Origin of the sequence: Butyrivibrio sp. MC2021, from assembly GCF_000621605.1 — a bacterium.
Taxonomy (GTDB): domain Bacteria; phylum Bacillota; class Clostridia; order Lachnospirales; family Lachnospiraceae; genus Butyrivibrio.
Genome location: NZ_JHXX01000001.1, coordinates 409,719 through 423,253, shown reverse-complemented (window position 1 = coordinate 423,253; position 13,535 = coordinate 409,719). Strand labels below are relative to the sequence as shown.

The window sequence follows — 13,535 nt, the reverse complement described above, 5'->3', positions numbered from 1 at the left end:
GAAATATGAGACATATATTCTGGGCAGGTGATTCTACAGTCGCCTGCAATAAATTTGCCACTTTTCCGCAGACCGGAATCGGACAGGCTTTGGACAGATATACCGCAGCAGATGTTGTTATTTGTAATCATGCTGTTAATGGCAGAAGCACCAAGAGCTTTATCGATGAAAGCAGACTTGCGACTATTTATGATGAGATTACTGAAGGTGATTATCTTTTCATTCAGTTTGGACATAATGATGAGAAGATTAACGATCCGGCAAGATACACAGATCCTCACGGTGACTTCATAACTAACCTTGGAAAATTCGTAAATGTTGCCAGAAATAAAATGGCATATCCTGTATTTATCACCTCTGTAGAGAGGCGTCTTTTTGATGAAAACGGGTCTCTTAAGCCCTCTGAACATACAGAATATGTAAAGGGTATGAAAGAGGCAGCTGAGAAGTTCGATGTTCCTATGGTGGACCTTTTTACCATGAGCAGGGACTTTCTTGAGAAAACAGGAGATGAGGCTTCCAGGAAATACTATATGAACCTTGCGCCGGGAGAGGCTTCCTGGGCTCCGGAAGGTAAGATAGATAATTCACACCTTAAATATGAGGGTGCAATGCTTTATGCGGGAATGATTGCAAAAGGTCTTAAGAAACTTGGAGAGCCTTACAGCAGTCTTCTGGCCGACGAGGCATTTCTTGGTAACACTTTGGATATAGAGTTTAATGGATAAGGGGGGTGTATTCATGCGCTTTTCTGACAGAGGAAACGGCAATTTTCAAAATCCTATATTGTTTGCAGATTACAGCGACCCTGATGTGATCAGAGTCGGTGATACATATTTCATGACGGCTTCCAGCTTCAACTATACTCCGGGGCTTCCTATTTTGGTGTCCCGGGATCTGGTGAACTGGAAGCTTGTTAATTATGCTCTGAAAAATATACCGGAGGAGAGATTCAGTATCCCCAGACATTCACAGGGAGTCTGGGCTCCTTCCATCAGATATCATGAGGGCATGTTCTACATTTATTATGGTATGCCGGATGAGGGCTATTTTGTTATAAGAGCCAAGGATCCCTATGGAGAGTGGGAGGAGCCTGTCTGCGTCCTTCCGGGAAAAGGTCTAATTGATCCCTGTCCCTTCTGGGATGAGGATGGAAAGGCCTATGTCATTCACGGCTATGCCAAGAGCAGGATCGGATTCAAGAGTATTCTCGGTATTTTCGAGATGAGCCCTGATGGGCTTAAGGCAATTACTGAGGACCACTTTATTTTCAATGGCAATGACCCTGAACATCCTGCGGTTACCATTGAGGGACCAAAGGTCTACAAAAGAGACGGATATTATTATATCTGGGCGCCTGCGGGCGGTGTGGTCGACGGCTATCAGGTGGTTCTGAGGTCTGAAAATATCAGAGGCCCCTATGAGATAAAAGAGGTTATGCACACCGGCAGTACAGTGATCAATGGCCCTCATCAGGGAGGATTGGTAGACACTGTAAATGGGGATGAGTGGTTTATTCATTTCCAGGACAGGGGCCTATATGGCAGAATCTGCCACCTTCAGCCTGTAAGTTGGAAGAATGGCTGGCCAGTTGTGGGTGTTAATCCTGATGAAAATGATATAGGAGAGCCTGTATATGAGCTTAAAAAGCCTGATACCGGCATATCTGAGAATATAGTATATCTTGAATCCTCTGATGACTTTGCTGATGGTAAATACGGCCTTCAGTGGCAGTGGCTTGGTAATCACAGAGATGATTTTTCAGGAAAAAGCGATACAGGAGCCCTGAGATTATTTTCCCTTAATCCATCCGGGGAAGAGGAACCTGTTATCTGGAGAAGCGCCAATGTGCTTACCCAGAAGCTTATTTTCCCTGTTTTTGAAACTGAGATAAAGATGGATGTTGCCGGATTGAAAGCTGGAGAACGGGCAGGAATATGTATGACCGGAGGTCAGTACATTTCAGCATATATAGAAAAGGCCGATAATGATGAGTTTATGCTCAAAATTGCAGAGTCTGAGGGTGGCGATGCTGATAAGATAGAAGTTATCAAAGAGTCTTTTAAGACAGACCTTTCTCCGGATAAAACAGAGGTAATTTGGAAGCTTCGTTTTGATCTTGATGAAGAGATGGATTCTGAAAAGCTTTATTTCCAGAATGTCCATGAGCCTTTTACCGGTAAGAATCCAAGCCTTAAGATAAGTGTACAGCTTGGGGATTCTGAATACAGAGATTTGGGAGTGTCCTATACTCCTTCAGATCATACCTGGGTGGGAGCGAAGCTCGCAATCTATGCTATTTCCGGCAATAAAGATGATATTGACCATGGCTACGCTGATTTTCTTTATGTAAAGACTAAGGAGCTTTGAAATATGGATGTTGGACCGGTTTCTATATATGAAGCGGCTAAAACAGGTGATTTTTCCAAAGTAAAATGGATCGTGGAGTATTCCAGGGCAAGCCTGAATGAGCATGATGGCAGACACCGCTCAGCCCTTCATTACGCCGCAGAGAGTGGTAATCCTGAAGTGTTTCAATATCTTACAGACAGATGCGGTCTTGATCCTTTGGAAGGCGATAAAGACCTTATAACACCCTGGGATATTGTACATGAGAATATTGCAGATTGCGTAAACACCCCGGATAAATCAGGCTATCTGGCTATAGATAAATATCTTGAGGATAAATATGGCCATAAGTATGAGGATTATTACAGAAACCCCATTAGAACCGGCTTTTTCCCTGACCCTTCGATATGCAGAGTCGGCGAGGATTACTACATGGTCAATTCCTCATTTATCTTTTTTCCATGTATCCCCATTTCCCATTCAAGAGATCTTGTGCACTGGGAGATAATAGGATATGCCATTACCGATCCCAAGTGGGCGTATCTGGATGAACTGGAGGGTGGAAGAGGCTATTGGGCGCCGGATATATCCTATTATGAGGGCAGGTTCTATATAGCTGCTACCTACAGACTAAATGACATCGGGCCTGTTTACAGAAGACAGATGATAGTATCCTCAGAAAGGCCTGAAGGACCATATTCTGAGCCTGTCTTCATTGATGAAGACGGAATAGATCCTGGACTGTTTAATGATGAGGACGGAAGGCGCTACATGCTTCTTAACCGCGGTGCCAGGATATTTGAACTGGATAAGACAGGGACAAAGAAGATATCTGAGCCAAGGCTTCTGTATTATGGCAGCAACAAGAGAGCCCCTGAAGGGCCGCATATTTACAAAAAAGATGGCTATTACTATCTTTTGCAGGCTGAGGGTGGTACCGGACCGGGACACAGAGTGACTGTGTCGAGAAGCAGGCAGCTCATGGGAGTGTATGAGCCCTGCCCCTATAATCCTATTATGAGACAGCAGGATGAGGAGGCTACGATACAGAGATGCGGCCACGGAGATTTGGTTGAAACCCCGGAGGGAAGATGGTTCATGGTATATCTCTGCGGAAGAAAGCTGGGGGATGGCTACAGCATTCTGGGAAGAGAGACTGCTCTGGATCCTGTGACCTGGACTGCCGACGGCTGGCCCATAGTCAACGGTTTGAAGGGACCTTCCTGCATGCAGGTTAAGCCTTTTGCTGATATGGAACAGGAAAAAACCGATTATTCGCAAGAGGGTATTTCACCCTGTGGACTGCCATTGGATTATATGACACCCAGGACCTTTAAGAGCGATGATATCTCTTTTGACATAAAGGATGGAAAAAATCGCTGGTCCATAAGAGGTAGCAAAGCTCCGCTTTCTACGGTGGATGCCAGGAATATTGTTCTTCGAAGACAGACCTCATTTAAGTTTGAATATGAAGTAAACATGAGGATTCCTGCTCTGGAAGAGGGACAGCACGCCGGCATTACCGGTTATTATGACGAGAACACCTTTTTTACCTTTGGAATAATAAATAGAACCGGTAAAAACATCATTTATTCTTTTGAACATATCGGCGATAAGGACAGAGAGCTGATATCAGATGAGGCTCTTCCTGATGATGCAGATGAGATCAGTCTTTCCATGAGCACCGAAGATTTCAAAAGAGTTTTAAGTTATAGGATAAAATATGGCTCTTCAAGTGATGGAATAGATGAAGAAATTATCTTTGCCACTCTGGCAGATGTGAATTATCTATGCGATGAGGGTTATGATAGGGGCAAAAGATTTACCGGAGCCCTGGTGGGAATGTATGCCTACGAAGGTGACGGCAAAGACCTTCGGGTTGAGTTTACCAATCCGGAATATAAAGAGATTTAATATCAGGAGGATTATTTATGCAGATAGGAATCAGATTTCATGATACAGTAGAGCTTCCCTTTGAGGAGAGGCTTCAGGAGATAAAGAGACAGGGCTTTTCCTGCACACATATTGCCCTTTCCAAGGTGCCGGGCTTTACTGCTGACACAACAGCTCTGACCCCGGGCTATGCCATGTATATGAGGGATGCTTTCAGAAGAGCTGACCTGGATGTTGCTGTTCTTGGCTGTTATCTCAATCTGGCCAATCCCAATCAGCAGCAGCTTAAGGCCGCCCAGGAGAAGTATAAGGCTCATATCCGTTTTGCATCCATTATGGGAGCAGGAATGGTTGGAACAGAGACAGGAGCTCCCAATGAGACCTATTCCTATGACAAGGAGGCATGCCATTCAAAAGAGGCTCTGGAGACCTTTATCACCAACCTTAAGCCCGTAGTTGAATACGCTGAGAAAATGGGCGTTATCGTTGCCATTGAGCCTGTTTACAGACATATTGTATGGAATCCCAAGAGAGCGAGAGAGGTTCTTGACAGAATTGAATCTCCGAATCTTCAGATCATCTTTGACCCGGTTAACCTCCTCTGGACTGACAATTATGAGCAGAGATATGAGGTGTTTGAGGAGGCCATGGACCTTCTTAAGGATGACATCTGCATGATACATCTTAAGGACTGTGTATGCACAGAGGACAAAATTGTCAGCATGGGATGCGGTCTTGGAGAGATGGACTACACAAGTATCGTGGAGTTTGCCACAAAATATAAGCCTTATATTCACGCTACTCTTGAGGACACCAAGCCTGATAATGCAGTTGCTGCAAGGCAGTGTATTGAGAGCTATGAAGCTAAGGCTAAGAATAAATAAATATTTGAATAGAATAGTTTATTTTTTGAGATGCTCGATTTGCTTGAGGATGACCTCAGGCACTTCGAGCTCTTCTTTTTTCAGACGATGGACAATGTTTGTAAGAGGCTTGATCTGGCCTCCTACATGGGCATTGTAATGATTTATAAGCTCGGCATATTGAGGATTGTCGCCGATTTTTTCACGAAGCTCCTTGGCAAAAGGGCAGAAGGTGAAAAGAATCTCACGGGCAACCTTATTAAGCCTGGGTGAGCTGGCTGCTTCATATTTCACATAGGCAAGGTAATCAGCGATAAAGACGTTCTTATAGTTGTTGCTGTATTTCTTAAGATCAGTTCTAAGCTTATCTTTCTGCTCTGTGGAAAGGGCAGAGTTCTTTTTAAAGAACTGCAGATAGTCGCAATACATGGAGGTAAGGGACGGATCTGTGACGTCGTTCCAATGAACACCCTGTTCCGTTTTGCACATTTCCCATCTGAACTCACCAAAGAGCTTGATCATGCACTCTTCGGTATTCTCTGTATTGAAGATGGAAACCAGCATACGGGCCTTGGTGCTTCTTTTTTTGCCCTCGATTTCCTGCCACAGACAGGCTCTGCTGCCGGGATTGGGCATAAGGATCATATATGGTGTGACGTCATCGGCATAGTGCACCTGAGGCACGCCAATCTCCATGTTGGAATAAAGAGCGTTTCTGCAGAATACGCCGAAATCAACACTTCGAATGTAACTGAAATACTCATTGACCTTGGCAGTGTTCTGATAGGCCATATCAAGGGGCCTAAGGACATTCTGGGAATCAAATACAGGAACGAAGGAGGAGATTCGTCCAAAGGTCATTCTGTTGCCCAGAGCAAAGAGGTTGTGGATCTCAAAGTCAAGACGAGCCTTGGGATCGTCTATCATTTCTTCCATCTGTTCTTCTTTAAGACTTCCGCTGAGCTTCTGATCTCTTAAATAGGTGAGCCAGTCCTGATCGAATTCGTTTCTGGAAGGCTCAACTTCCAGATTGTAAATCTTCTGAAGCCACTCATACAGAAGGACAACGTTGCCGTCGGGGTCTGGAACGTAGGATTTTGCCATGTTGGCCAAAGTGATGGTGTACTTTTCGCTGGCGAGTTCCTCGTCGACAAATCCGAACATGAAGAACATCTTTACTTCCAGCGGGATATCATCATCATTAAGGCTCTTCAAAAAAGCAGGAGTGAAGACCTCGTAGAAGGTGGTGGAAATATTCCTTCTGAGAGCCCTTGCCTCATCTGCAGAATCGTATCTGTTACTATTGGCCTTGAACTCTGCAATCTGTTCCTCAAACTTTGTGGCAATTTCAGGGGAGACCTCAGAGTAAACAAGGATAGTATTCAGGGCATTGACAATAGCGACCATGGACTGACCCTCTGCGGAACCGTTTTCAAGGCCATTGAGCTTAGCTCTGATCACCTGCATATTTGCCTGGAACTCTTTGGCTTTAAGCTTCAGATTTTTTCTGTATTCAGAAAGAGCCTGGGATTCCTTAGAAACCCGCTGATATATATCGTAGGTTGACATTACCATACCTGTGGCAATATCAAGACTGAGAGGGTAGAGGCCGCGCTTCAATGCAGCGTCATTGGCCTTTAAGGATCGGGCAAAAGAAATTGCCCATTCCGGGAGATTTGAACTTCTCTTCGGAGGCATAAGATCTTCGATTTCAGGAAAAGACTTCGGAACTTCCCCGACTTTTATGCAAAGATTCGGGTAATCGGCAAAGTCAGCTTGAATTTGTTCATATTCATTGAGGGTTTCATTGAACTCCTGCTCAAATACGTCACAGGTAATAGAAGCAGCTTCAGCGGACTGGGCTGCCAAAATAGGCGCAATTTTAGGATTAGATTGTACTACTTTGGGAATATCGTCCTTTGAGGTGAAGGGATATGAATAAACTGCTCCTTCTTCCAGTGCTTCGATGGTATAAAAATAAGGCTTTCCGGGAGTTTCGACTATACCGACAAAACCACCCACACCTAAGGTTATGGAGGAAAAAGCATTAGATATTTTAATAGTGCCCTTTACGATGACCTCTACGGTTTCAACTATATCTTTTCCAGCTTTATGAAGTACCTGGCCCTTTTCTAACTTAACAAGTCCCATAAGAACCTCCATGAAATCCTAATACCGTATACACATTAATGGTATCATGATAACATTTGCACTTCAAATTAAATAACTGTTAAAGAATGATGTTTTTAAGGCTGAATTCAGATTCTGTTCCGGTCTGGGACAGTATATTGTAAACTCTGGAAGCATTGAGGGTTTCCTTGAAGAGCCTAAGCTGCAGGGGAGATAGCAGTGTTGAAGCGTCTTTGAGGCGGTCCAACACAGGAATTGTGGCCATTTCATGTATATCTGAGAGGAGCTTTGAGGACTCTTTTCTAAAGCCCAGGATCCTTGCGTAGGAAGTGTAATTATCTGACTGATATTCAGTCATATTTGAGCCGGTAATGTTAAGCAAAATATGGAAAAGACTTCTGCTGATCCTTGAGTAGGAGAGATCCTTGGATTTCAGCCTGTCGCACAGGACTGAAAAGCTGTCATTTATCCTGTATTCATTGGCAATCTTATTGGAAAAATCCCCGGATATATCCAGATATTTCTCAAAAACTTCATCAGACTCCTGAATAAGCTTGTAGCTAAGAAACTGTGAGAAAGCATCGCTATCAAGATATTTCCCGGAGTATTCTTTCAGGAATGAAAAAGCATCAGTGGGCATAGCAAGATTTACAGCGCTGACAGAACTGTTTTCATTTTCAAGGGCTTTTCTAATGGCTGTTGCACTTGAAAACTCATTGAGCTCCTGGGAATGGAAACTTTCACCTTTTCTCAGAATGGTGCAGGGCTGTATGTGGCTGTCTCTTTTGTAGAGAGCCTTGAGATATTCTATGGCAAGGATATTGTTGGGGCTATCTAATATTTCCGGTGAAAAGTCAAGTACTGTGGAAAGAGCAGCGGCTCTGGCTGCCGGGAAACTTTTGCCATCCTTGAGCTCTTTTGCCAGAGTGCTCTTAAAAGCCTCAGGTTCATCACAAAGAACACGGGCGATGGAAGTAAGAGAGGCCAGATCTCCGGACTCGCTGCCAAAGCAAAGATGATCAATAACTCCGAGGCTGTCCAAAATTGAAACAGCTCCTGAGGCAAAAAATTCAGCGCTTCCGAGACTGTAGTAGATGGGAAGTTCCAGTACAAGGTCGGCACCGCAGGAGAGAGCCATTTTGGCCCTGGCAAACTTATCTACGATGGCAGGAGCACCTCTCTGGACAAAATCTCCACTCATAACAACAACGCAGTAATCTGCGCTGGTTTCCTGCCTTGATTTTTCAATTATGTATTTATGCCCGTTGTGAAAGGGGTTGAATTCAGCGATGATTCCTATAGTTTTCATAAAATGTAAGCGCTTTCAAAATATACTGACTTTTGTACAATTTTTACCTTGCTAATAATATTTACGTTGCTAAAATATTATCTATAGTGTGTATTAATATCTTTACATACTGAATTTACAAAGTCAAAGTAGATATTGATTAGAGAGGTAGATCATGAAAATTCTTGTAATTAATTGTGGAAGCTCTTCACTTAAGTTCCAGCTTATTGATTCTGATTCCGAGCAGGTTATCTGCAAGGGGCTCTGTGAGAGAATCGGTATTGACGGAAGCCAGATAGTTTATACACCTCAGGGTAAGGACAAGATCACCAAAGTTGAGCCAATGCCTGATCACAACAGAGCTATTGAGCTTGTAATCGAGGCTCTTACCAACAGTGAGAACGGCGTAGTTTCTCTTGATGAGATCGGCGCTGTAGGACACAGAATTGTTCACGGCGGTGAGAAGTTCACCAAGTCTGTTGTTATCAATGAAGAAGTAATCAAGGCAATCGAGGAGGTTTCTGATCTTGCACCTCTTCACAATCCTGCCAATCTTATCGGTATCAGAGCTTGTCAGAAGGCAATGCCCGGTGTACCTATGGTTGCTGTATTTGACACAGCTTTCCATCAGACAATGCCTGAGGAGGCTTATCTTTACGGACTTCCTTATTCATATTATGAGAAATACGGAATCAGAAGATACGGATTCCATGGCACAAGCCATTCTTATGTAAGCAAGAGAGCAGCTGAGATCCTTGGAAAGGATTACTCAGAGCTTAAGACTATTGTTTGCCATCTTGGTAACGGTGCATCTGTTTCAGCAGTTAATTGTGGGAAGTGCGTAGACACATCCATGGGTCTTACTCCTCTTGAGGGACTTATCATGGGCACCAGAACCGGTGACATCGATCCTTCAGTAGTTGAGTTCATTATGAAAAAAGAGAACTCCACTGTAGCTGATGTGACCAACCTTCTTAACAAGAAGTCAGGTGTATTCGGCCTTTCCAATGATCTTTCTTCAGATTTCAGAGATCTTGAGGATGCTTATGTTAAGGGCAATGAGGCTGCCAAGAGAGCAGTTGATACCTTCTGCTACAGAGTAGTTAAGTATATCGGTTCCTATGTTGCTGCCATGGGCGGCGTTGATGCAATCTGCTTTACAGCAGGTGTTGGTGAGAACAGCGGATTTGTTCGTAAGATCATCTGTGAGAGACTTGGCTTTATCGGAGCAACTCTTGATGTGGAGGCCAACAAGGTTCGCGGTAAAGAGCAGACAATTTCAGGAGCAGACAGCAAGGTTACTCTTCTTGTGGTTCCCACCAATGAGGAGCTTGCAATTGCCCGTGATACCTACGCTCTTTGCAAGTAATATTTGTTAATTATCCCAAATCAATAATAATATAGAGAATAAGGACTCTTACGGGTCCTTATTTTTTTGACTAAAAGTCTTTTGTTAAAGGAATATCAAAATTTTCGATTTTGGCATGCTAAATGAAGAAAATATTGCAAATTATGAATATGTAAGGTAAGATATACACTGACTGTTTAAAAGTGTTTGTGGGAGAAAATTGTTTTGGGAAAGGGTTACAGGTAAATGAAAGAGTTAAATTCTTGCAAGGATGCTATGGCAGCCAGCATAGAGAATAAGTATTTCTCTGTTGCGCATCTTTATAAAGATGAGAAGGCGATGGAGATGCATATTCATGACTGCTATGAAGTGTATTTTTCTATCTCCGGAGGCAAACAGTTTCTGATAGATAATAAGGTCTATGATATTGAGCCCGGGGATCTTTTTCTTATTAATCAGTATGATTCACATTATCTCACTCAGATTGATAAAGAACTTCACGAACGAATTGTTATTATGATCGATCCTGATTATATGAGAAGCATATCAAGCAGTGAAACGGATCTTGATGCTTGTTTTCAGGACAGGGGAGAAAAGTTTTCCCATAAACTGAGCCTTACTCAGGAACAGCAGGGAAGATTTCTTTATTTTATTAATAAAATCCTCACCAGCAACGGCTATGGACATGACCTGCTGGAGAGAGCTACTTTTACAGAGCTTTTTGTTATGATCAATCAGATCATTTCAGATAAAAAGAATAATAAGGCCACAGAAAAGGCTGCTACATACAATGATCAGGTGGATGCGATCCTTTCATATCTGAACAACAACATTCAGTATCCCATCAGCATCGGTGATCTTGCGAAACATTTCTATATCAGTGAGTCTTATATCTGCAGGATTTTTAAATCCGCTACCGGCACAACCATCAACAAGTACATGACCGCAAGACGTATTTCAATTGCTAAATCTCTTCTGGCTGAAGGAATAGGTGTCAGCGAAGTCTGTGACAGATGCGGTTTCAGCGATTATAGCAATTTCCTCAAGGCTTTTACCAAGTCAGTAGGTATTTCTCCGAAGAAGTATTCGCAGTACTGCAACAGATAAAAAGATAAATAATAAAAAACATGTTGACAAAAACACCGCATATTAGTAAAATATCAAGGTATGCTAATGAATAAACGTAAACAATTGCCTGTATACGGCAGTTTCTTATACGGATACGGTAAGGAGGTGTTACTGAAATGTCAATCTGCCCAAAGAATAAGTCATCAAAAGGCCACAGAGATCAGAGAAGAGCTAACTGGAAAATGACAGCTCCAACACTGGTTAAGTGCAGTCATTGCGGAGCTCTTATGCAGCCTCACATGGCTTGCAAGAAGTGCGGCTACTACAATAAGAAGAGCATCGTAGAAGTTGATGCTTAATATGATGAATAGTCATTGATTTTTAAGGCTTTCCGATGATTCGGAAAGCCTTGATTTTTGCCCTTTACTCTTGTATATTTATCTTTAGCGGCTACAAAAGAGGATTACTATAGAATATACGGGGGATTTATATGGCTGAGTTAGTCAGAGTTGCAGTTGATGCAATGGGCGGAGACAATGCACCCTTTGTTACTGTTAAGGGAGCTGTTGACGCAGTTAAAGAGAGCAACAACCTTAAGGTTTTTCTCGTGGGTAAGGAGGATAAGGTCAACGAAGAGCTTTCCAAATATACCTACGATAAGTCAAGAATTGAAGTGGTAAATGCCACTGAGGAAATAGAGATGGCAGAACCACCGGTTATGGCCATCAGAACCAAGAAGGATTCTTCTATCGTCAAGGCTATGTATATGGTGAACCATGGCGAAGCTGATGCCTATGTTTCAGCAGGCAGCACCGGAGCCACACTTGTAGGTGGTCAGGTTATAGTCGGAAGGCTTAAGGGCGTGGACAGAGCTCCTCTGGCTCCGCTTATTCCTACTGAGAAGGGCAACTCACTTCTTATCGACTGCGGAGCCAATGTTGATGCCAGATCCAATCACCTGGTTCAGTTTGCCAAGATGGGATCCGTGTACATGGAGAATATAATGGGTATCAAGAATCCCACTGTAGCTATAGTCAACATCGGTGCAGAGGAAGAGAAGGGTAATGCTCTTGTTAAGGAGACTTTCCCTCTTCTTAAGAATTGTCCTGATATCAATTTTATCGGCAGTATAGAAGCCAGAGACATTCCTGCAGGATACGCAGATGTTATAGTCTGCGAGGCCTTTACCGGTAATGTTATTCTCAAGATGTATGAGGGTGTTGCCAAGTCTATGATGCATGTGATCAAGGGAAGCCTTATGAGCAGCCTCAAGACCAAGATCGGAGCACTTCTTATCAAGGATGATCTTAAGAAATCATTATCCAATTACAGCATGGACAAGTATGGCGGGGCACCTATGCTTGGACTTAAGGGACTGGTTGTTAAAACACATGGTAGCGCCAATGATGTAGAGGTTAAGAATTCTATACTTCAGTGCGTGGCATTTACAGAACAAAAAATTAGTGAAAAAATAAGTGAAAAGCTTGCATAAAGAACAGTTTACTGATAAAAATATATATGCAAAACGCTTTAAAAGGAACGGAGATTATTATGGAATTTGAAAAGATGAAAGAAGTTATTGCAAATGTACTGAATGTTGATCCTGAGGAGATCACTCTTGATACCACATTTACAGAGGATCTCGGGGCTGATTCTCTTGATCTTTTCCAGATTATCATGGGACTTGAGGATGAGTTTGATGTTCAGATTGATCCTGAGAAGACTGAAAACATCACAACAGTTGGAGAAGCTGTTGAGCTTTTGAAGACTGCTATCTCAGGCAAATAATAAATTACAATAATTGACTTTGGGATGAGGCAGGTTTTACTTGCCTCATTTTCTTTATTATGGATAGCTGAAGGGGCTGTATATAATAAAGAAACTGCCAAAGCGGAAAGGATGGTTATGCTTAACGAGCAGGATATCAGACAATTCGAGGAGAAGATCGGCTATACATTTAAGGATAAGGCGCTTATTATTCAGGCTTTTACCCACAGCTCCTTTGTAAATGAACAGAGGATCAACAAGAAACCGGATTATGAGAGGCTTGAGTTTCTTGGAGATGCGGTTCTGGAGATGATCTCCAGTGCTTTTCTTTTTGGAAAATACCCCGACAAAAAAGAGGGTGAAATGAGCAAGATCAGGGCATCCCTTGTGTGTGAGCCAGCTCTTGCTTTTGATGCTGAGACTCTTGATATCAAGAGCTACATTCAGCTTGGTAAGGGCGAAGAAGCCACCGGCGGCAGAAATAAGGAATCTATTATTGCAGACGTTATGGAGGCTGTTATAGGAGCCCTTTTTCTCGATGGCGGAATAGATGAGTCCAAGAGATTTATAGACAATTATGTGCTCACCAATGCAGACAGCATGCAGATGTTCAGCGATAGCAAGTCAATTCTTCAGGAAATTGTCCAAGGGGGAGACTTGGGACAAATCCGTTATGAAATTTGTGGCGAAAGTGGTCCTGAACATGATAAAATATTCAAGACGTGCGTTTTTATAGGAGAAAAGAATTTTGGAGAGGGGACAGGAAAAACCAAGAAGGCTGCCGAGCAGAAGGCGGCTTATCAGGCTATTCTTGCATTAAAAAAGTAAA

Annotated in this window: 12 protein-coding genes; 10 read left to right on the top strand and 2 right to left on the bottom strand. The window is 42.9% G+C overall.

Going from position 1 to position 13,535, the window contains the following annotated elements:
* Positions 1 to 5: 5 nt before the first annotated feature.
* Genes T359_RS0101705 through T359_RS0101690 form a run of 4 tightly spaced genes read left to right on the top strand, consistent with a single transcriptional unit; the run spans position 6 to position 5,126 of the window.
* Positions 6 to 728: a rhamnogalacturonan acetylesterase gene (locus tag T359_RS0101705; RefSeq protein ID WP_026515974.1), complete on the top strand. Its 723-nt coding sequence runs from the start codon at positions 6 to 8 to the stop codon at positions 726 to 728.
* Between the two features lie 13 nt (positions 729 to 741).
* Positions 742 to 2,370 (top strand): glycoside hydrolase family 43 protein, encoded by a 1,629-nt coding sequence (locus T359_RS0101700; RefSeq protein WP_035783455.1) that lies wholly within the window; start codon positions 742 to 744, stop codon positions 2,368 to 2,370.
* Positions 2,371 to 2,373: 3 nt separating this feature from the next.
* Positions 2,374 to 4,263 (top strand): family 43 glycosylhydrolase, encoded by a 1,890-nt coding sequence (locus T359_RS18965; protein ID WP_051544856.1) that lies wholly within the window; start codon positions 2,374 to 2,376, stop codon positions 4,261 to 4,263.
* A 17-nt stretch (positions 4,264 to 4,280) separates the two neighbouring features.
* Positions 4,281 to 5,126, top strand: a complete 846-nt coding sequence (locus tag T359_RS0101690; RefSeq protein WP_026515972.1) for a sugar phosphate isomerase/epimerase family protein — start codon at positions 4,281 to 4,283, stop codon at positions 5,124 to 5,126.
* A gap of 18 nt (positions 5,127 to 5,144) precedes the next feature.
* Here the strand turns inward: T359_RS0101690 and T359_RS0101685 are convergent, their stop codons facing one another.
* Positions 5,145 to 7,256, bottom strand: coding sequence for a cyclic nucleotide-binding domain-containing protein (locus tag T359_RS0101685; RefSeq protein WP_026515971.1), 2,112 nt, complete (start codon positions 7,254 to 7,256; stop codon positions 5,145 to 5,147).
* A gap of 79 nt (positions 7,257 to 7,335) precedes the next feature.
* A complete protein-coding gene (locus T359_RS0101680; protein ID WP_026515970.1) occupies positions 7,336 to 8,544 on the bottom strand; it encodes a nucleotidyltransferase in 1,209 nt (402 codons plus the stop codon).
* Between the two features lie 154 nt (positions 8,545 to 8,698).
* On the opposite strand from T359_RS0101680, the gene T359_RS0101675 reads away from it, so the two are divergent.
* The 6 genes from T359_RS0101675 to rnc all read left to right on the top strand — a co-directional run bounded on the left by T359_RS0101675 (position 8,699) and on the right by rnc (position 13,534).
* A complete protein-coding gene (locus T359_RS0101675) occupies positions 8,699 to 9,892 on the top strand; it encodes an acetate/propionate family kinase (protein ID WP_026515969.1) in 1,194 nt (397 codons plus the stop codon).
* A gap of 225 nt (positions 9,893 to 10,117) precedes the next feature.
* Entirely contained in the window at positions 10,118 to 10,978 is an 861-nt protein-coding gene (locus tag T359_RS0101670; protein WP_026515968.1) for an AraC family transcriptional regulator, read from the top strand.
* 137 nt (positions 10,979 to 11,115) lie between these two features.
* The gene (gene rpmF / locus T359_RS0101665) at positions 11,116 to 11,298 is read left to right on the top strand and encodes a 50S ribosomal protein L32 (RefSeq protein ID WP_022777229.1); all 183 of its coding nucleotides are present in this window, start codon (positions 11,116 to 11,118) and stop codon (positions 11,296 to 11,298) included.
* 131 nt (positions 11,299 to 11,429) lie between these two features.
* Complete coding sequence (gene plsX / locus T359_RS0101660; protein ID WP_026515967.1) at positions 11,430 to 12,431, top strand: phosphate acyltransferase PlsX; 1,002 nt, start codon at positions 11,430 to 11,432, stop codon at positions 12,429 to 12,431.
* A gap of 59 nt (positions 12,432 to 12,490) precedes the next feature.
* Complete coding sequence (acpP, locus tag T359_RS0101655) at positions 12,491 to 12,727, top strand: acyl carrier protein (protein WP_022777227.1); 237 nt, start codon at positions 12,491 to 12,493, stop codon at positions 12,725 to 12,727.
* Positions 12,728 to 12,844: 117 nt separating this feature from the next.
* The gene (gene rnc / locus T359_RS0101650; protein WP_026515966.1) at positions 12,845 to 13,534 is read left to right on the top strand and encodes a ribonuclease III; all 690 of its coding nucleotides are present in this window, start codon (positions 12,845 to 12,847) and stop codon (positions 13,532 to 13,534) included.
* The last annotated feature ends 1 nt before the right edge of the window (position 13,535 follow it).

Excerpts from the sequence above, each read along its gene's own strand:
- T359_RS0101705 (WP_026515974.1), top strand. The coding sequence starts at position 6 with ATGAGACATATATTCTGGGCAGGTGATTCTACAGTCGCCTGCAATAAA.
- T359_RS0101700 (WP_035783455.1), top strand. The coding sequence starts at position 742 with ATGCGCTTTTCTGACAGAGGAAACGGCAATTTTCAAAATCCTATATTG.
- T359_RS18965 (WP_051544856.1), top strand. The coding sequence starts at position 2,374 with ATGGATGTTGGACCGGTTTCTATATATGAAGCGGCTAAAACAGGTGAT.
- T359_RS0101690 (WP_026515972.1), top strand. The coding sequence starts at position 4,281 with ATGCAGATAGGAATCAGATTTCATGATACAGTAGAGCTTCCCTTTGAG.
- T359_RS0101685 (WP_026515971.1), bottom strand. The coding sequence starts at position 7,256 with ATGGGACTTGTTAAGTTAGAAAAGGGCCAGGTACTTCATAAAGCTGGA.
- T359_RS0101680 (WP_026515970.1), bottom strand. The coding sequence starts at position 8,544 with ATGAAAACTATAGGAATCATCGCTGAATTCAACCCCTTTCACAACGGG.
- T359_RS0101675 (WP_026515969.1), top strand. The coding sequence starts at position 8,699 with ATGAAAATTCTTGTAATTAATTGTGGAAGCTCTTCACTTAAGTTCCAG.
- T359_RS0101670 (WP_026515968.1), top strand. The coding sequence starts at position 10,118 with ATGAAAGAGTTAAATTCTTGCAAGGATGCTATGGCAGCCAGCATAGAG.
- rpmF (WP_022777229.1), top strand. The coding sequence starts at position 11,116 with ATGTCAATCTGCCCAAAGAATAAGTCATCAAAAGGCCACAGAGATCAG.
- plsX (WP_026515967.1), top strand. The coding sequence starts at position 11,430 with ATGGCTGAGTTAGTCAGAGTTGCAGTTGATGCAATGGGCGGAGACAAT.
- acpP (WP_022777227.1), top strand. The coding sequence starts at position 12,491 with ATGGAATTTGAAAAGATGAAAGAAGTTATTGCAAATGTACTGAATGTT.
- rnc (WP_026515966.1), top strand. The coding sequence starts at position 12,845 with ATGCTTAACGAGCAGGATATCAGACAATTCGAGGAGAAGATCGGCTAT.